General features: G+C 54.4%; 21 protein-coding genes and 1 tRNA gene. 6 read left to right on the top strand and 16 right to left on the bottom strand.

Annotated features, from left to right (window positions below):
* Nucleotides 1–66: 66 nt before the first annotated feature.
* The 3 genes from WA429_RS19675 (at nucleotide 67) to WA429_RS19665 (ending at nucleotide 1,883) form a co-directional block, all read left to right on the top strand.
* On the top strand, nucleotides 67–1,203 hold the full coding sequence (locus tag WA429_RS19675; protein ID WP_287466361.1) for a DMT family transporter: 1,137 nt from the start codon (nucleotides 67–69) through the stop codon (nucleotides 1,201–1,203).
* A gap of 75 nt (nucleotides 1,204–1,278) precedes the next feature.
* On the top strand, nucleotides 1,279–1,467 hold the full coding sequence (locus WA429_RS19670) for a type II toxin-antitoxin system HicA family toxin (RefSeq protein WP_287466360.1): 189 nt from the start codon (nucleotides 1,279–1,281) through the stop codon (nucleotides 1,465–1,467).
* 47 nt (nucleotides 1,468–1,514) lie between these two features.
* Nucleotides 1,515–1,883 (top strand): type II toxin-antitoxin system HicB family antitoxin, encoded by a 369-nt coding sequence (locus tag WA429_RS19665; protein WP_287466359.1) that lies wholly within the window; start codon nucleotides 1,515–1,517, stop codon nucleotides 1,881–1,883.
* A gap of 90 nt (nucleotides 1,884–1,973) precedes the next feature.
* On the opposite strand, the gene WA429_RS19660 is transcribed toward WA429_RS19665, so the two are convergent.
* The 15 genes from WA429_RS19660 to cysE all read right to left on the bottom strand — a co-directional run bounded on the left by WA429_RS19660 (nucleotide 1,974) and on the right by cysE (nucleotide 14,426).
* Nucleotides 1,974–2,828, bottom strand: a complete 855-nt coding sequence (locus tag WA429_RS19660) for a DUF3037 domain-containing protein (RefSeq protein ID WP_287466358.1) — start codon at nucleotides 2,826–2,828, stop codon at nucleotides 1,974–1,976.
* A 1-nt stretch (nucleotide 2,829) separates the two neighbouring features.
* Nucleotides 2,830–3,648: a HipA family kinase gene (locus tag WA429_RS19655; protein ID WP_287466357.1), complete on the bottom strand. Its 819-nt coding sequence runs from the start codon at nucleotides 3,646–3,648 to the stop codon at nucleotides 2,830–2,832.
* Nucleotides 3,649–3,978: 330 nt separating this feature from the next.
* A tRNA-Met gene (locus tag WA429_RS19650) sits at nucleotides 3,979–4,055 on the bottom strand.
* Nucleotides 4,056–4,297: 242 nt separating this feature from the next.
* Nucleotides 4,298–5,443, bottom strand: coding sequence for a tRNA 2-thiouridine(34) synthase MnmA (mnmA, locus tag WA429_RS19645; protein WP_068518521.1), 1,146 nt, complete (start codon nucleotides 5,441–5,443; stop codon nucleotides 4,298–4,300).
* Nucleotides 5,444–5,560: 117 nt separating this feature from the next.
* Nucleotides 5,561–6,265: a thiaminase II gene (gene tenA, locus WA429_RS19640; protein WP_287466400.1), complete on the bottom strand. Its 705-nt coding sequence runs from the start codon at nucleotides 6,263–6,265 to the stop codon at nucleotides 5,561–5,563.
* 150 nt (nucleotides 6,266–6,415) lie between these two features.
* Entirely contained in the window at nucleotides 6,416–6,613 is a 198-nt protein-coding gene (iscX, locus tag WA429_RS19635) for a Fe-S cluster assembly protein IscX (protein ID WP_068518522.1), read from the bottom strand.
* Between the two features lie 56 nt (nucleotides 6,614–6,669).
* Nucleotides 6,670–7,005: a ferredoxin family 2Fe-2S iron-sulfur cluster binding protein gene (locus tag WA429_RS19630; protein WP_101247649.1), complete on the bottom strand. Its 336-nt coding sequence runs from the start codon at nucleotides 7,003–7,005 to the stop codon at nucleotides 6,670–6,672.
* A gap of 144 nt (nucleotides 7,006–7,149) precedes the next feature.
* Nucleotides 7,150–9,048: a Fe-S protein assembly chaperone HscA gene (gene hscA / locus WA429_RS19625; RefSeq protein ID WP_287466356.1), complete on the bottom strand. Its 1,899-nt coding sequence runs from the start codon at nucleotides 9,046–9,048 to the stop codon at nucleotides 7,150–7,152.
* 31 nt (nucleotides 9,049–9,079) lie between these two features.
* The gene (hscB, locus tag WA429_RS19620; protein ID WP_101247651.1) at nucleotides 9,080–9,700 is read right to left on the bottom strand and encodes a Fe-S protein assembly co-chaperone HscB; all 621 of its coding nucleotides are present in this window, start codon (nucleotides 9,698–9,700) and stop codon (nucleotides 9,080–9,082) included.
* Nucleotides 9,701–9,843: 143 nt separating this feature from the next.
* Nucleotides 9,844–10,185: a HesB/IscA family protein gene (locus WA429_RS19615; protein ID WP_068518526.1), complete on the bottom strand. Its 342-nt coding sequence runs from the start codon at nucleotides 10,183–10,185 to the stop codon at nucleotides 9,844–9,846.
* A 44-nt stretch (nucleotides 10,186–10,229) separates the two neighbouring features.
* Entirely contained in the window at nucleotides 10,230–10,628 is a 399-nt protein-coding gene (iscU, locus tag WA429_RS19610) for a Fe-S cluster assembly scaffold IscU (RefSeq protein WP_068518527.1), read from the bottom strand.
* Between the two features lie 60 nt (nucleotides 10,629–10,688).
* The gene (locus WA429_RS19605) at nucleotides 10,689–11,912 is read right to left on the bottom strand and encodes an IscS subfamily cysteine desulfurase (RefSeq protein ID WP_068518528.1); all 1,224 of its coding nucleotides are present in this window, start codon (nucleotides 11,910–11,912) and stop codon (nucleotides 10,689–10,691) included.
* A gap of 28 nt (nucleotides 11,913–11,940) precedes the next feature.
* On the bottom strand, nucleotides 11,941–13,068 hold the full coding sequence (locus WA429_RS19600) for a cysteine desulfurase family protein (RefSeq protein ID WP_287466355.1): 1,128 nt from the start codon (nucleotides 13,066–13,068) through the stop codon (nucleotides 11,941–11,943).
* Nucleotides 13,069–13,117: 49 nt separating this feature from the next.
* Nucleotides 13,118–13,600: an Rrf2 family transcriptional regulator gene (locus tag WA429_RS19595; RefSeq protein WP_068518530.1), complete on the bottom strand. Its 483-nt coding sequence runs from the start codon at nucleotides 13,598–13,600 to the stop codon at nucleotides 13,118–13,120.
* Nucleotides 13,601–13,688: 88 nt separating this feature from the next.
* The gene (cysE, locus tag WA429_RS19590) at nucleotides 13,689–14,426 is read right to left on the bottom strand and encodes a serine O-acetyltransferase (RefSeq protein ID WP_206928464.1); all 738 of its coding nucleotides are present in this window, start codon (nucleotides 14,424–14,426) and stop codon (nucleotides 13,689–13,691) included.
* A 245-nt stretch (nucleotides 14,427–14,671) separates the two neighbouring features.
* Between cysE and WA429_RS19585 the strand changes: the two genes are divergently transcribed.
* Nucleotides 14,672–15,310: an alpha/beta hydrolase gene (locus WA429_RS19585; RefSeq protein ID WP_068518531.1), complete on the top strand. Its 639-nt coding sequence runs from the start codon at nucleotides 14,672–14,674 to the stop codon at nucleotides 15,308–15,310.
* A 45-nt stretch (nucleotides 15,311–15,355) separates the two neighbouring features.
* Here WA429_RS19585 and WA429_RS19580 read toward each other — a convergent pair whose 3' ends face one another.
* Nucleotides 15,356–16,480 (bottom strand): anhydro-N-acetylmuramic acid kinase, encoded by a 1,125-nt coding sequence (locus WA429_RS19580; RefSeq protein WP_114113629.1) that lies wholly within the window; start codon nucleotides 16,478–16,480, stop codon nucleotides 15,356–15,358.
* 134 nt (nucleotides 16,481–16,614) lie between these two features.
* Here WA429_RS19580 and WA429_RS19575 point away from each other — a divergent pair, with 134 nt between their 5' ends.
* Both WA429_RS19575 and WA429_RS19570 read left to right on the top strand, forming a co-directional pair.
* Nucleotides 16,615–17,178, top strand: a complete 564-nt coding sequence (locus WA429_RS19575; protein ID WP_114113628.1) for a TetR/AcrR family transcriptional regulator — start codon at nucleotides 16,615–16,617, stop codon at nucleotides 17,176–17,178.
* 98 nt (nucleotides 17,179–17,276) lie between these two features.
* Nucleotides 17,277–18,047, top strand: coding sequence for an SDR family NAD(P)-dependent oxidoreductase (locus WA429_RS19570; protein ID WP_114113627.1), 771 nt, complete (start codon nucleotides 17,277–17,279; stop codon nucleotides 18,045–18,047).
* The last annotated feature ends 43 nt before the right edge of the window (nucleotides 18,048–18,090 follow it).

The raw sequence follows: 18,090 nt of genomic DNA, 5'->3' as shown, positions 1-18,090 counted from the left end.
CCCCGGCAAGCACCAGCCCCGACAAGCACCAGCCCCGACAAGCACCAGCAAAGAACGGACAAAATCATGCTCCCCACCGAAATCACGCCCAAACGCTTTGCGCTTGAAGAAAATCATCAATCAGGCAAACCTGTTTATCCGCAAGATGACAGCAACCGCCTTGCCACCACTGCCACCTCGCCCAAGGCCACGACCACCCGTCAGGGACATTTGCGCAAACAGGAAACCCGCCCCATGCCGACACAGCCACAACGCATGCCCGATCTCAGGATGGATGGAACAAGCTGGGCGATGTTGCTCATTCTTTCGGTTCTTTGGGGCGGATCGTTTTTCTTTACCGAAATCGCGCTTGTCGATCTTCCGCCCTTTACGCTTGTGCTGTGCCGGGTGACGATTGCGTCGCTGATCCTGTGGTGGGTGGTGTTGCTTCGTCACATCCCGATCCCGCGCGATCCGAAATTCTGGGGCGCGATTGTCATTATGGGGGCGTTTAACAATCTTGTGCCCTTTTCGCTGATTGTTTGGGGACAGACCCACATCGCAAGCGGCCTTGCCGCCATCCTCAATGCGACCACCCCGCTTTTCACCATCGTCATCGCCCATATCGCCACCGACAATGAAAAGCTCAATCTGCGCAAGGCGCTGGGTGTGCTGATCGGCTTTACCGGGGTGGTGGTGATCATCGGCCTGCCGGGTGGCGAAACCATTGCTGCCAAGGGCGAAAACGCCTTTAAACCGGCTTCTGCACTGGCACCGCTTGCCCCCTTTGCCATCCTGCTTGCGACATTCTGTTATGGCTGTACCGGGGTGTTTGGCAAACGGTTTGGCGGCATGAACCCGATCCTGACCGCAGCCGGCATGACCAGCGCCTCAAGCATCCTGCTGATCCCGCTTGCCGCGATCATCGACCGCCCCTGGACCCTGCCCGTGCCCTCCCCCGAAACCCTGATGGCAGTCTTTGGCATCGCCGCCCTTTCGACATCGCTTGCCTATATCCTCTATTTCGCGATCCTCAAGCGCGCCGGGGCATCCAACCTTCTGCTCGTCACCTTCCTGATCCCGGTCAGCGCGATATTGTTGGGCGTTGGTTTCCTTGGTGAAACGCTTCTGTCCCAGCACATCATCGGGATGGGCGTAATCGGGGTTGGATTGGCGGTGATTGATGGGCGGTTGGTGCGGCACCTTGGTAATAAAGATAACTAATGCGCATTATGCGCATTAACATTGACTTACTCTCTAGCTATACGCATAATGCGCATAACGAAAAGAAAGGAGGCCATGGATAGCAGGGAAATACTCAAACGGCTGAAAGATGACGGCTGGGAAATCGTTCGCACAAAAGGCAGTCATCACCAGCTTGCGCACCCGACAAAACCGGGCCGCGTGACAGTGCCTCATCCCAAACGGGATATCCCAAGGGGCACCGTCAAAAGCATTGAAAGGCAATCGGGTATTAAACTGCTGTAAAGGCTTCCCGGTTCCTTACGGGAAATGGGAAACAGGATGACAACAGAATGAAACAGACCTATTGGGGTTTGGTCCACACTGACGATGACGGCGGATTCGGGATTTCCTTTCCGGATTTCCCGGGTTGCGTCAGCGCAGCAGACACAATGACGGAATTGGTGGAGTTGGGTACAGAGGCCCTTAACTTCCACATTGAGGGCATGCATGAAGACGGCGAAGATATCCCCGCCCCCTCGCCGGTCGTCGAGCTTGATGATGGTGCGGTCGGCATTGTTGCGATTACCGCGACCATTCCGGGAAAAAAGCGCCGGATCAACTTGACGCTTGATGCCAACCTAATTGATTTAATCGAGGCAAAATACGGAAAGCGGGCAGTTTCAAGTTTCCTTGAGGAAGCTGGGCGGAAGGCGCTTTAGTGGTTGCAACGAAAAAGGGGGCACCCTTTTTCAAACAAGATGGACCTTGCCGACACCGAGCGAAAAAGGGGACTGTCCCCTTTTTCTAAATCAACCTACCGCACACGGAATCGGAGGAGACGATTTAACGATATCCTCCAAATCATCCCCAAGATTTGCGATATTCTCTTCTTTATATACTTTAGCCAAATCACCACAATTAGATAGCAAGTGCATCGCATCATTAAATGCTGAATTGAGGCTTGGGTCACTAGGTTTCGCTACAAGAAAGTAAACCTTAAACCTTTCATCAGCTTCTCTGACAGCAGATAATTGCCCCAGCCAACGATAAGCTTTTGAACTAATGTGCCCTTCATCAGACAGGTCAAATGAAACAGGCTCGAAACAATGCCAAATACCATTCTTGAACGCTTTTTTCACTGACAATTCGGCATATGGAGCTAGAATAGTTTTAGGTTGGAAAAAATTTAATATCTGCCGTGCTTCAAGATCCAAGTTGAACTTTTGCAATAAATCTTTCTCTGTTGTTTTGCTGCTCGCATTCTGATCATCAAACTTACCAACAAAACGATAAAATAACTTTTCCAACTCTCCAGAACTGCTTCTCGTCAAGCCACCGCGATCCTCGGCCCATTGGAAAGCACTAGCATCAGCTGGCAAAACTTTTTTTGCCAGTTGCACAGCAGTCTGCTCGCTTTCATATGGAAAGCCGTCAGCTAATTCGGCTTTTCGCTGAGAAAAACATCTATCAAGTACTTTAAGATATTTTCGAAAGGCGGCCTGATCCATATCTGGAAATATCTTACTGACACGCCCCACCGATTGACGGAATTTTGCCGAAAAAAATCGTTCCCCGGGGCAATGAACAACAACGCCTACATTGACGGCCTCACCGGATACTATGTCTGGAGTATATCTCAAAAGCGTATAAGTGTATCTATGCATACTAGGCTCCTTTAAGAACACGGGAAACCTCATTGATACAGCCGTCAATATTATCTCTAATCTGTTTCATCGCTAAAACTATATCATATGCCGTTTGATTATGCGATTGCCATGCAGGTGGTATAGCCGACAGATATGCATTTAGCCGTCCATCATTCAAGCTTTTCCATCTCTGAATATAATCGGAAAAATCTAAATGATTATTACCTTTGAGATTTCCGAAAAAGAGATGAGCAGATTCCCCATTCGCAAAGGAGGATAAGCCCCCCAATTTCCAAGGGACGATTCTCGTGAATAAGATCAAACCGCAAGCCACCGAGAACGCAAGTTCATGATCAATTATAGTCAATTTATCATTTGAAATTAAGCAATTAGGCTTATCATTTCGGCGATCTGGATTCTCTATTCCACCATCAAAAGCAAAAATGTTTGCGGCTTCCACAAGTTGTTGCTTATTCAACTTTGTAAAAGGCAATAAAACCGAACAATTCTCAATGCGTTTCGACCCAAATGCAATTTGAGAACTTTTCGCGCCAATGGCTCGAGCGGAAGAATCAGTTACTGAAGCAAGGAATTGTGGCGATAAAGAAACCAAAAATGGCTCCGGTACAGGTAGCCCCAAATCAGCAGCTAGAGCAGCAGATAGAGCTTCTACAATCAGAGCCTTAACTCCTGAATCACAAGATCCAGAAACCTTCATTACGACTTCTACTTCGTCACCGCCTTTGACGTTCTGTCCACATACAAGCCATGGCTCCGTCTTACCGTGTTCGGGCCTTATTCTTCCATCAAACCTAACAGCCTCAAGCAGATCCAACATTCAATAAAGGCTCTCTACTTTAGGTAAAAATAAAGTTCAAAAAAGGAGAAAATCACACAAACTTTCAACTGTAAATATCATTTACAATCTTGTGCAACCCATGAAAATCAATTAAGCGCCCAAACAGCAAGTAGGAGGGAATTGTAAAAATCAGCCTTTGAGCTGCTTTTTATCCTTGGGCTTTGCCCGGCGGACCGTTGCGCGGTTTGCGCAACGTCTCTCGAAAGCTGCCTGCGTCGCTTTCTCGTGAACCCACAGGGGTTAAGTCCTCTCCCCGCGTTAACCACATAACAGAAAAGCCCGATCCATCGGATCGGGCTTTTCTGTTATTGGTAGCGGAGGAGGGACTTGAACCCCCGACACGCGGATTATGATTCCGCTGCTCTAACCAGCTGAGCTACTCCGCCACAAGTATTTTGTGGTGTTCCGTATCGTTCGGAACGAGGCGGTTTTTAAGTCAGGGAGCCGTCCCCGTCAAGCGCCTTTTTGACGTTTTTGTCAAAAAAGATTTCACCTCAATCAACAGATGAAGTTTATCTGCCCTAGCCCGCCTTTCCGTATGAAAAGGTGGGCATTGGTAGCGCTGGAACGACTTGAACCCCCGACACGCGGATTATGATTCCGCTGCTCGCCTTGCGACCATGCCGCCTTATGCCGCCGTCGCGGTATTGCCGATCAGCTCCTCGCGGGTGATCCAGCCGCCGCCAAGGACGCGCTCGCCCTGATAGAACACACCGGCCTGCCCCGGGGCGATGCCGAACTGGGCATCATGGAGTTCGATGCGGGCTTCGCCGCGGGCTTCGGGGAAGACGGTTGCCGTGGTCGGCTGCATGGCCGAACGCAGTTTGACTTCGACCTCGACCCCGTTTTCATCGATCTGATCGCCATCAAGCCAGTTGAGCTCTTTGACATAGACCATTTTCTTGGCAAGGGCGGCCTTGGGACCGACCACGACCTGACGTTTTTCAGGGACCAGCTTGACGACATAAAGCGGTTCTGCCGTGCCCCCGATATTAAGACCGCGACGCTGCCCGACCGTGTAATGGATCAGGCCACGGTGATCACCCATGACATTGCCATCAAGGTCAACGATCTGACCCGGCTCGCCCGCTTCGGGACGGAGGCGTTCGACCAGACGGGCATATTTGCCATCCGGGACAAAGCAGATGTCCTGACTGTCGGGTTTGTCGGCAACTTCAAGACCAAACTTGGCGGCAAGGGCACGGGTTTCGGCCTTGCTCATCAGATGGCCAAGCGGGAAGCGCAGGAAATCAAGCTGTTCCTGGGTTGTGGTGAACAGGAAATAGCTTTGATCGCGGTTCGGATCAGCGGCACGGTGCAGCTGTGCCCGCCCATCAGCACCGAGTTTACGCTGCACATAATGGCCCGTCGCCATGCAGTCCGCGCCAAGGTCATAGGACGTTTCAAGCAGATCACGGAATTTGACGGTCTGATTGCATTTCACGCACGGGATCGGGGTTTCGCCGCGCATATAGCTGTCGGCAAAATCATCAATCACTTCTTCGCGGAAGCGTGATTCGTAATCGAGCACGTAATAGGGAATGTCGATATCCTCGGCCACTTTGCGCGCATCGTAAATATCGCGCCCGGCACAGCAGGATTTCGCACGGGTCGGTGCATTGGCACCCATATCATAAAGCTGAAGCGTGATGCCGACCACGTCATAGCCTTCCGATTTCAGAAGGGCCGCAACCGCGGAGCTGTCCACACCACCCGACATGGCCACAACCACGCGCGTGTCTTCAGGGGCCTTATCAAAGCCAAGAGAGTTCATTTTTCCCACCCATCTGCGGGTCAAGGCCGCAGCGACAAGAAGTTAATCCAAAAAGGCAACGGGCGGCATTTCCGCCACCCGCACGCAATATTTCGAGCTTATATAAGCGATGTTCGCCTATTTTGCCAGATCAAGTCCCATCTGCCAGAAATCGGCTTCAAGGCGGCTTGCCATGGCAAAGGTATCGACCAGACCATCGATGCGATCATGACCGCCGCGCTTGGCGACGGTATGTTCCAGCAAATCAATTTCTGCCTTAGCCACGTCCTGGAATTCGGCGGACGCATACATTTCAATCCATGCCCGGTACGGATTGCCATCCAGCCTTGTATCAGAACTTGCCATCAGCCGGTTTGCGATTTCGGCATAGCCAACCATACAGGGCATCAGGGCAACCTGAAGATCAACCACATCGCCCTGAACGCCGCGATCAAGCACATAGCGGGTATAGGTCACGCACGCACGTGCTTCGGGTTCGGCAATGATATCGGCCTCGGACAGGCCCCAGCCTTGGCAAAATTCAAGATGCAGGCTCATTTCCATATCAAGGATTGCATGCACGGTACCCGAAAACTGGCGCATGGCGGTCAAATCTTCGGCCTTGTAGACCGCAAGCGCATAGGCGCGCGAAAACTGGATCAGAAACAGGTAATCCTGGATAAGATAATGCTTGAAGGCCGCTTCGGGCAATGTGCCGGCACCAAGCTGTTTGACGAAGTCATGGCAGACATAGCTTTCCCAGGCGTCGGTTGCGCGCGCACGCAATTTTCCAAACAGGCTGTCGCCCGGAATGATATCGGTAAAGGTGGCGGTCTGGCTCATGGATGTTTCGTCCCGTTTTGCGGTATCGGCCATCATGGCGATGATGGCGGTCATTCAAACAAAAACAGACCAGCCCGCGCAAAGCAGGCTGGTCTAATATTTCGTGGTCAGGGTGCAGGCCGAAAGGCGCACGTCTCAACCCTTTCGAAATCAGTCTTCGCGTTCGTCGATCCAGGCCATCTGGATGGCTTCGAGAATCTTTTCGTTTGATTTCTCGGGATCGTCTTCGAAACCTTCAAGCTCGCAGACCCATTTATGCAGGTCGGTAAAGCGAAGGTTGAGGTTATCCTTGTCAGGATGGGCTTCCTCAAGCTCGATCGCGATGTCCTGAATATCTGTCCAACGCATATCCGTCTCCTTTGGTGCCCGGGGCGCAAAACACACCGGTCAAAAGAAGGTCAAACTTACTTGTCGACCATCATGTTGCGGGTCGCAGCCGGCAGCTTGACGCGCAGGCCGTCGAGTTCGTCGCTCATGATGATCTGGCAGCCGAGACGCGACGTCTCGGTCAGGCCGAAAGCAAGATCAAGCATGTCTTCTTCGTCTTCGGACGGCTCGTCAAGTTTGTCGAACCATTCTTCGTCCAGAACAACGTGGCAGGTCGAGCAAGCCAGCGAACCTTCGCATGCACCTTCAAGGTCAATGCCGTTCTTATGGGCAGCTTCCAGAACGGACAGGCCGTCGGCAACTTCGAATTCCTTTTCGGTGCCATCGGTCTCAACAAAAACGATCTTAGGCATCTGTGCCTTTCTCCTCGGTAATACTTTTCGTTCGATCTCTGTTTGCTGCGCTGCTTGTCACAACGCAATTGTCCGGCCCTGACCTTGGCGGTTGTTCGGGACAATCGCCGTACTTGACCGGTTTGTCAATTCCACCGGTGCCGATTAATTCACTTCATCGACATTTTGACCGGCAAGCGCCTGTCTGATCCGGCTATCCATTCGGGTTTCGGCAAAGGGTCGCGACGCATTTTCAAGGGCCTCGGCGGCCTCGTTAATCGCATCGCGATCGTCGCCGGCCATCGCCGTTTCAAGGGCGGAGATGGCGTTGTTGATACTGGTTTCGTCCTCGGCACTCAGAAGTGCACGGTCGGCTGCCATGGCTGCCCGGACCGCAAGGATATTGCGCCGTGCCTCGACCCGTGCTTCGGTCAGGACGCGCATTTCCATATCTTCGCGGGCATGGACCATACTGTCGCGCAGCATGTTGGCCATATCGGTTTCATTGATGCCATAGGTCGGCTTGACCGCAACTTCCTGTTCGGTGCCGGTGGTTTCTTCCCGTGCCGACACGGTCAAAAGGCCGTCGGCATCAACATTGAACTGCACGCGGATCCGTGCAGCACCGGCCGCCATTGACGGAATTCCGGTCAAAACGAACCGGGCCAGTGACCTGCACTGATCGACCATTTCGCGTTCGCCCTGCACCACATGGATCATCATGGCCGACTGGCCATCCTGATAGGTGGTGAATTCCTGGGCCTTGGCGACCGGGATCGGGGTGTTGCGGTCGATGACCTTTTCAACAATCCCGCCCATGGTTTCAAGACCAAGCGACAGCGGCGTGACATCAAGAAGAAGGTTGTCAGAGCCCCCCGTCAGCGCCTCGGCCTGAAGGGCGGCGCCAAGGGCCACGACCTCGTCCGGGTCAATATCAGACAGCGGTTCCTGTTCAAACAGATCGGCCACCGCCTTGCGCACCGCAGGCACACGGGTTGACCCGCCGACCAGTACCACGCCCTTGACATCTTCGGGCAGGATATCGGCATCATCAAGCACCTGCTCGGTGATCGCGATGGTACGCGATACCAGCTTGGCGATCATTGCTTCGAACGCGGTGCGGGTTACGGTATGGCTGGTCACCGCCCCGTTCAGATCGACAGATACTTCGACCGCATCCTGATCGGTCAGGCCTTCCTTGACCTTGCGTGCGGTTTTCAAAAGCCGTTTGGCGTCCGACGCATCCAGGGAATCGGCTGCACCGCCGTCCTTGCGCTCAGCCAGAAGATGTTCGGCAATGGCATGATCGAAATCATCCCCGCCAAGGGCGGCGTCACCGCCGGTCGCCTTGACCTGGAAAACGCCCTTTTGCATTTTCAGAAGCGAGATATCAAACGTTCCGCCGCCAAGATCGTAAACGGCGTAAAGCCCCTCTGCCCCGTTATCAAGGCCATAGGCAAGGGCGGCTGCGGTCGGTTCATTGACCAGACGCAGAACTTCGATCCCGGCAAGCTTCGCCGCATCCTTGGTCGCGGTACGTGCCCCGTCATCGAAATAGGCCGGAACCGTGATCACCGCCTTCTCGACCGGTTTATCAAGACCTTCTTCGGCGCGTGCGCGCAGGGCACGCAGAATATCGGCCGACACTTCAACCGGGGTCAGAACCCGCCCGCCAACATTGAGGCGCACCATCATCGGTTCACCCGCACCATCGTCGCTGCCTTCGGGAACTTCGACGTCATAGGGCAACGTACCGGCAACGGATTTGACATCCTCAAGCCCGCGCCCCATCAGGCGCTTGACCGAGGACACCACACGATTGGCATCGGTATTGATATGTTCGCGGGCGTCTTCGCCAACCACCGGTGCGTCATCGCCATAATAGACAACAGACGGCACAATCGCATTGCCACCGGATTTGTCGCGCAGGACTTCGGGTTTTTCGCCGCGTGAAATCGCAACGACCGAGTTGGTGGTACCCAGATCGATACCAACAGCGATCTGGCGCTCGTCCTCGTGGGGGAGCGGCGTTTCGCCCGGTTCGTGGATTTTAAGCAGAGCCATGAATTCTATCCGTATCGGTTATTTGAAATGATCAGGCAGCGGCAAGGCGCGATTTCTTCGCGCGCGCTTCCTCGGTCATTTTCATCAGGTATCTCAGGCGGGTGGTCAGTTTTTTGGCAACGTCATATGACTGTTGATCAAGTGCCTGGCCAAGGTCCTTTTCACAGGCGCGCGCCTGTTTGCGGGTATCCTTGATCATCGCATCGATGGTGATCCTGTCATCGGCATCATCAAGTGCCTCGCGCATTTCCATCGCTTCCATCAGAAGTTCCGGATCATTGACAGTATGGCCTTCGCCGCCTTCGGGTTCGATCCCGGCCAGACGCAACATGTAATGGGCGCGCGACACCGGGTTTTTAAGAGTCTCGAAAGCCTCGTTCAGGCTGGCAGCCTGCTGGGAAGACAGAGCCTGCTCGCGACCGGATTTCGATGCAAAACGGTCGGGATGCAATTGCTGCTGCTGTTTGAGGTAGGTTGCCTCCATCGCGTCGATATCAACGTCAAAGGACCGTTCCAGACCGAACCGTTTGAAATGGTCGAGCTGACCCGGGGCCTGAATGGCGTTGCAGGTATCACAAAACAGTGCGCTGACTTCGACCGGCCCCTTGCAGGACCAGCAAGCTTTGTGTGCCGGATGTTCTGTATTGCTCACGCGATGCACTTCCGAGGATTAAAACAATAACAAATCAGTCAAAAGGCAGCCGGGACTATGGATCAGGCCGCCCTTTTCAGCCGATGGCCCCGGCGATGAAACCGGGGCCATGACCAAACAGAAAGCAGGGAAAGCCCGGCCGATCAGACGTGGAAGGATTCCCCGCACCCGCAACGACCTTTTTCGTTGGGGTTACGGAAGACGAAACCTTCTTCCATCTTGTTGACCTCGTAATCCATCTCCGTGCCGAGCACGAACATGATGGCTTTCGGGTCGATCAGGATTTTCACGCCGTCTTCCAGCTCGACAACTTCTTCGAAGCCGCTGGCATCGTCAGCATATTCAAGCGTGTAAGACAGGCCCGAACACCCTTTGCTGCGCACACCAAGCCGAATGCCGTGCGACGGTTTGCCGCGGCTATCAAGCAACGCCTTGATGTGATCAAGGGCAACTGGCGTGACAGAAATCGGTGACGGTAAAGCCATGGTATTCTCCCAAATTCCGGAAAACGTGGCGGTTGGGACGCTGCTTATTCAGCAGCGTCAGCCGCACCGTTTTTGGATTTGTAGTCGCTGATGGCTGCCTTGATGGCATCTTCAGCGAGGATCGAGCAGTGAACCTTGACCGGCGGAAGCGCCAGTTCTTCAGCAATCTGCGAGTTTTTGATCGAACCGGCTTCATCAAGCGACTTGCCCTTGACCCATTCGGTGATCAGCGAGCTCGACGCAATCGCCGAACCGCAACCAAAGGTCTTGAACTTTGCGTCTTCGATGATGCCTTCCGGGGTGACCTTGATCTGCAGCTTCATGACGTCGCCGCAAGCCGGTGCACCAACAAGGCCGGTACCAACAGACAGTTCGTTCTTGTCCATGGAACCAACGTTGCGCGGGTTTTCGTAATGGTCGATCAGCTTTTCACTATAAGCCATGATTTCTCTCCAATCTTCTTGTGGTCTCTCGCGAGACAATGACGTTTATTCAGGCGCTTCTTAGTGCTCAGCCCATTCGATCGACTTGAGGTCGATACCTTCCTGGGCCATTTCCCAAAGCGGGCTCATCTCGCGGAGACGCTCGACCGCAGTGCAGATCGCATCGACAGCGGTATCGAGTTCTTCCTTGGTGGTGTAACGGCCGATGCCGATACGAAGCGAGGTATGTGCAAGTTCTTCGTCAACGCCAAGCGCACGCAGAACATAGGACGGCTCAAGCGATGCAGAGGTACATGCCGAACCCGACGAAACCGCAATGTTCTTGATGTCCATCAGAAGGCTTTCGCCTTCGACATAGGCAAAGGAAACATTAAGGTTGCCACAAACGCGTTCTTTTTCGTCGCCATTCAGATAAATGTCGGCAAGACGATCACGGAAACGCTGCAAGGTGTAATCACGCAGTTCAGCGATACGGGCGTTTTCTTCGGCCATTTCGTTGGACAGAATGTCACATGCCTTGCCAAGACCCACGATCAGCGGGGTCGGAAGCGTACCCGAACGCATGCCGCGTTCCTGACCACCACCGGTGATCTGGGCAATAACGCGAACGCGCGGACGACGGCGGACGAACAGCGCGCCGATGCCTTTCGGACCATAGATCTTGTGACCGGAAATCGACATCAGATCGATATTCATGTCTTCGACATCAAGATCGATCTTGCCAACGGCCTGTGCGCAATCGGTGTGGAAGAACACTTTGCGTTCACGGCAGATGGTACCGATTTCTTTCAGCGGCTGAATAACACCGATTTCGTTGTTCACGCCCATGACGGAAACAAGTGCGGTTTCATCGGTGATCGCAGCCTTGAGTTCTTCAAGGTCGATCAGGCCGTTTTCCTTAACGCCAAGATAGGTCACTTTGTAACCTTCCTGCTCAAGGTGACGGGCACTGTCGAGCACGCATTTATGCTCGGTCACGACCGTGATCAGATGCGGCTTTTTCTTGCCATAGAACTTCATCACACCTTTGAGTGCGAGGTTGTTCGATTCAGTCGCACCAGAGGTAAAGATGATTTCCTTGGCCGATGCGCCAATGATCTTGGCAACCTGGGCACGGGCGACTTCAACGGCATCTTCGGCTTCCCAGCCAAAGCTGTGGTTGCGGGAATGCGGGTTACCGAACTTCTCGGTGAAATACGGCAGCATCGCTTCGACGACACGCGGGTCGGTCGGCGTCGTGGCCTGGTAGTCCAGATAGATCGGCTTTGCTTTAAGCTCGTTCATATTTAAGGCTTCCTCACTCACTCTCTTGTCAGGCAGCGTGACGCGCTTTCTTACGCGCTGCATTGCCCCTCATCCGGCTCCAAACACGGATAAATGTATCAATATCTTCGTCGGTGGTTTCCAGTCCCAGACTGACCCTGATGGCCGATCCGGCATCGGAAACCCCCATTTCCTTAAGCACGTGGCTTTCACGTACCTTGCCTGACGAGCAGGCTGATCCCGAACTGATGGCCACACCTGCCAGATCCAGCGCCATAACCTGGGTTTCCCCCGGCATTCCTGGCAAGATCAGGCAACTTGTATTCACCAGTCGCTCCGTTCCCTTACCAGCGATCAGAAGCTCAGGCGCCTCTGATGCCAATTCCGTTTCAAGGCGGTCGCGCAAGGCCGCGACATTCGCCATGTTCGCCAACTGGGCCCCTGCCCGTTCGGCCGCGGCGCCAAAGCCCGCAATGCCCAGAACGTTTTCGGTGCCGCCACGGCGGTATTTTTCCTGTCCACCGCCCCGGATCTGCGGCACCAGCATTACGCCGGGCGCGATCGCCAAAGCGCCAATTCCTTTGGGTCCGCCGATCTTATGGGCCGAAACCGACACTATATCAACCAGCAAGCGCCCCATATCCACCGGCAGACGGCCCAATGCCTGAATGGCATCACAATGGACCTTTGCCCCGTATTCACGCGCCAGCAGCGCCACTTTGGCCACCGGCTGGATCACGCCGGTTTCATTATTGGCCAGCATGACCGATACCAGAACCTTCTGCCCGGCAGCCGATGCTTCTTTCAGCATCGCCTCCAGCGCATCAAGGTCAACCACACCATTGCCATCAACCGGAATGCGTTTTGCATCCACGCGCCCCTCTATGACAGAGGGATGTTCGATGGCACTGGTAAAGACAGTAACGTCTTCAAGTCCGTTCAGCGCCAGGTTGTTGGCCTCGGTCCCGCCGCTGGTGAAAATGATCCGTTCGGAATCACCGCCCACCAGATCCGCGATGGTGCGCCGGGCATGATCGACGATCTTGCGCGCGGCACGTCCGCTGGCATGAACCGATGACGGATTACCTGCAACATCCATCGCAGCGATCATGGCCTGCCGTGCCTCGGGGCACAGCGGCGCGCTTGCGTTGTAGTCGAGATAAACCTGGTCGGCCATCAGTTTGTAATCATCCTTATTCGCATCTGCTCTCGATATAGAGGAGCATTTACTGTGCCGCAACCTGTGACGGCTCTTCTATTTGAGTTGTTTTGCCCGGGAAGACCCGAAGCGATCCGCTGACATTGCGATCCACAACATCTGCAAGGCTAACCGATGCAAGATACAGATAAATCTGGTTGCCCAGTTCTTCCCACAATTCATGGGTCTGACAGCGGCCCTTGTTGGCCTTGCAGCCCTTGGGCGATCCGGACTTGCAACGGGTTGCGCGGATCGGTTCGTCAACAGCCAGAATGACATCGGCCACGCGGGTTTCATCGGCCGTTCGGGCCAAAAGATAACCACCACCCGGGCCGCGCACGGAACGGACAAGCCCGCCTTTGCGCAATTTGCCAAACAGCTGTTCAAGATAGGACAGCGAAATTTCCTGACGGTCCGCAATATCGGCAAGTGCGACCGGTCGGTCCTTGCTGCTTTCAGCGAGATCGACCATCGCCATAACGGCATAGCGGCCTTTGGTACTCAGCTTCACGGTGCGTCCTCCTGCCTTGTTGCCTGAGTTCGGGTTTACCCGGACCTGGCAGCGGGCTTTTCATTCGACTTTGCGCGATAGGCGCCAATTATTCCGACGATGCGACGATGCGCGGTTTTTCCGGCGTCACATCACCACCCGGTGTTCCCGCTGCGCCGGTTTTTTCGGCTTCGAGTGCCGTTACCTGATTGCGCAGCGACTGTACCTCGCGGCCAAGCTCTTCAAGGGCGCGCGCCACCGGATCGGGCAGATCACCAAGCGGCGTACCATAGGCACAGAAACGATCATCGGCCTCGCGGCGAACGATCTTGGCGGGGATACCCACCACAGTTGCCCCTTCGGGCACTTCGGAAAGCACAACAGCATTGCCGCCGACACGGGCATTCTTGCGCACGGTGAACGGACCAAGGATCTGTGCCCCGGACCCGACAATCACACCATCTTCAAGTGTCGGATGGCGTTTCAGGCCGCGCTGCCCGTCGCTATTCACACTGGGCGACGTCCCGCCAAGGGTTACCCCCTGATACAGGGTTACGTCATCCCCGATCTCGGCGGTTTCGCCAATCACAACACCCATGCCGTGATCAATGAAGAACCGCTTGCCGATGGTCGCACCTGGATGGATTTCAATCCCGGTCAGCCAGCGCATGATCTGCGAAAGAAAACGCGCCGTGATGCGGAAACCGCGCTGCCAAAGCCAGTGTGTGCCACGATATCCCATGATCGCATGAAACGCCGGATAACAGAGCGCGATCTCCCAGCGGGAGCGTGCCGCGGGGTCGCGGGCAATCATCGCGTCAATTTCCTGACGAATTAGCTTGAACATGGGGCGGTCCACTGTGTAATTAGTACCTTCGATTCCCGGCAGCCACGCCTACGCCCGGCCTCGCGACACTCGCAAGATCGGGTTTTGTCGGCACCATCGGGTTAGCCGGAATATAGGATAACCGAGTAACTTGGTCAAGTATTTGCCCAAAGCAATTTATGCGCAAAGACGAAAAAACTTACAAAAAGACTCGGATATTTTTGTTACACACTTCATTCCATTCGTGGACAGGAGCAGTCTGATCCATGCCTGAGGTCATTTTTAACGGCCCCGAAGGTCGCCTTGAAGGTCGCTATCACCATAACGGCGCTGACGATTCGCCCATCGCACTTATCCTGCATCCGAACCCCCAGCAGGGTGGCACAATGAATAACAAATTGTGCTTTAACATGTTCAACATGTTCAAGGATCGCGGATATTCCGTCATGCGGTTCAACTTCCGCGGCGTCGGACGTTCGCAGGGCGTTTACGATCAGGGCATCGGTGAACTCTCGGATGCGGCATCTGCACTTGACTGGATGCAGACCTATAATGCCAATGCGCGCGCAACCTGGGTTGCCGGCTATTCGTTCGGTTCGTGGATCGGCATGCAGCTTTTGATGCGCCGCCCGGAAATTGACGGCTTTATTTCGGTTGCAGCCCCGGCAAGTGAATATGACTTCACCTTCCTGGCCCCCTGCCCGTCATCAGGCATCCTGATCCACGGATCACAGGATACCAACATCCCGGTTGCCTCGGTCAACAAGCTTGCCGACAAGCTCAATGCCCAGAAAGGCATCGAAGTCGACATGTGCACGATTGACGGTGCCGATCACTATTTTGCCAAACAGCAAGATGACGTGATCAAGCATTCGATCGCCTATCTCGACAAGCGCGGCGCATAACTGCCCGCCAGCATGTCTGACGATCTCGAAATCAAGGCCGCCTGATCAGGCGGCCTTTTTCGTTGGATAAAGCTTCCCGCCACAGCACGGCGCAGGCACCCCGGTCGTCCCCGGAAAACTGAGCGGCAAGCCGCGCAAGTGGCGCACGGCAAGATAACCAAAGCATTCCGCCTCGACCGCATCACCATCCCAGTCAAGGTCATCAACCGGACGCACCGGCACGCCAAGACGACTTGCAAGCGTTTCCATCACATATTGATTATGCCGCCCGCCCCCACAGACAAACCAGCTTTTGGGCGCGACTGGCAAATGGTTCACCCCCGCGACGATGGCGGCAACCGTACAATTGGCAAGCGTTGCCGCACCGTCAGAAACATTCAGCCTTGCCTCGGCCACCAGACCGTCAATCCGCGCAGCCATGTCTTCGCGGTCCAGTGATTTTGGCGGCACACGGTCGAAATAGGGGTCTTCAAGGAACTTGATTTCGACCATCGGGTCCGCCGTTCCGGACGCCGCCGTCGCACCATTCAGATCAACCGGATTGCCGGTATGGCGCAACATCCAGTCATCAAGACGTGCATTGCCCGGCCCGCAATCAAAGGCCAAAAGATCCGCCCCATCCGCACCATCGCCAATCCAGGTAACATTGGACACGCCACCGATATTAAGTACCGCCACCGGCGTTTCGACCCCGGCACTTTTCATCAGAGCGGCATGATAGATCGGGGCAAGGGGCGCGCCTTCGCCCCCCGCAGCAACATCGGCCAGACGGAAATCGGCGACCACCGGAATGCCGGTTTTTTCCGCCAGCATATGCGGCGTTCCGATCTGACGGGTCAGCCCCGATGCCGGTTCATGAAACACGGTCTGCCCGTGAAAGCCGATAATCCCGATATCGCCGGGCAACATACCCGCCTTGGCCAACAACATGTTAACGGCATCAACATGAACCTGCGTCAAATCATCCGCCACGACATGTTCGGAATTGGTGGCACTGCGATTGCCGAAACATTCGCGCATCCGTTCGCGCAGTTCCGGCGCATAGGGCACAAAAACAGACTGATCAAGACGACGCACATCAATGCCATCGGTTTCGATCAGAGCCGCATCGACACCATCAAGTGACGTGCCGCTCATCATTCCGATTGCCGTGATCCAGTCTTGTGTCATGTCGTGCCTCGTAATTCGATAAGACCGGCAGCTTATCGTTGAACATCAAAACGCGACAAGGATGAATTCGCAGGTGGATCATTGTGCGTTACGTCAAACTTGACTCCCGCCAACCTACCTGTTAGTAGGTTGGCATGGACACGAAAACAGCACTTCTTGATTCAGCAGAGACAATCGCACGTCAGCGCGGTTTTGATGGTTTCAGCTATGCGGATTTGTCAGCAGCCGTTGGCATCCGCAAAGCCAGTATTCATCATCACTTCCCAACCAAGGCTATCCTTGGTCAGGCGATGATGGAACGCTATCGGATTTCATTTGATGATGCCCTGTCTGAAGTCAAACGCGGTACGAACAGTGCCGCAGACCGACTTCGTGGTTACGTCGGGCTGTATCAAGACGCACTTCAGGGCGGGAAAACAATCTGCCTTTGCGTGGCGCTGAGTTCGGATCGAAACAGTCTTGATGACGCAACATTGAACGAGATTTCACGCTTTCATGCCATGAGCCTCGCCTGGCTTGAAACCCTGTTTGATGATGCGAAGTCAGATGGGTCGATCAAAAATGTGACGGATAGCAAATTGGAAGCTGCACAATGCCTTGCACTTGTCGAAGGCGCACAGCTAATGGCCCACGCCCAACAGGATGTTGATGTTTTCATATCGGCAACTGCACTTTTGCTGGCGCGAGTCAGCGCCTGAGATAATCGACGAACCAAACACTCGAAATGACGACAGCCCAAGAGACCCGTCGTCATTTTTTAACCCCACACAACCTTCCAACTAGTAGGTAGCATCCTATGACCTTTGAAAATAAAACTGCAATCATCACCGGCGCCGGTTCAGGTATCGGCCTTGAAGTTGCCAAACGCCTTCACGATGCAGGTGCAAATATCGTGATGAATGGCCGCAACGCCGAGAAACTTAAGGCGGCGTCAGAAACCATTTCGAATGCATCAGATCGCATTAAACTGGTAGCAGCTGACATTGCCCTGCCAGAAACGGCTAACAAGCTGGTTGAAGTCGCCGAGGATGCCTTTGGCGGGGTGGATATCCTGATCAACAATGCCGGTGTGTTTGAGCCCAAACCGTTCCTCGAACTCAGTGAAGCCGACTATGACCGGTTCGTTGATATCATCCTGAAGGGTAAGTTTTTTGCCGCCCAAGCCGCTGCCAAATCCATGATCAAGCAAGGTGGCGGCAACATCGTGCAAACCGGATCGATCTGGGCGCTGCAGGCGATTGGCGCGACACCGTCGGCGGCCTATTCTGCGGCAAATGCCGGTGTTCATCAGATGGTCAAAAACCTCGCGATCGAACTTGCCCAACACAATATCCGTATCAATGCAGTCGCCCCTGCGGTTGTGGAAACGCCTGTTTACAACACGTTTATGACTGATGAGCAGGTCAAGGAAGTCCTGCCGGGCTTTAACAGCTTCCACCCGCTAGGTCGTAACGGGCAACCCGTCGATATCGCCGAGGCCATTCTGTTTTTGGCCTCCAGTCAGGCATCATGGATTACGGGAACGGTTCTGCCGGTTGATGGCGGCGTGATGGCCGGGCGTAATTAATCCGCATTGGCAGCCCAGGTCTTTAAGATCGAATTTGGGCTGC

This window comes from Thalassospira sp. CH_XMU1420-2, assembly GCF_037029325.1.
Classification (GTDB): Bacteria; Pseudomonadota; Alphaproteobacteria; order Rhodospirillales; family Thalassospiraceae; genus Thalassospira; species Thalassospira povalilytica.
Note: the sequence above shows the minus strand (reverse complement) of the source record. Positions and strands in the feature narration are given on the sequence as shown.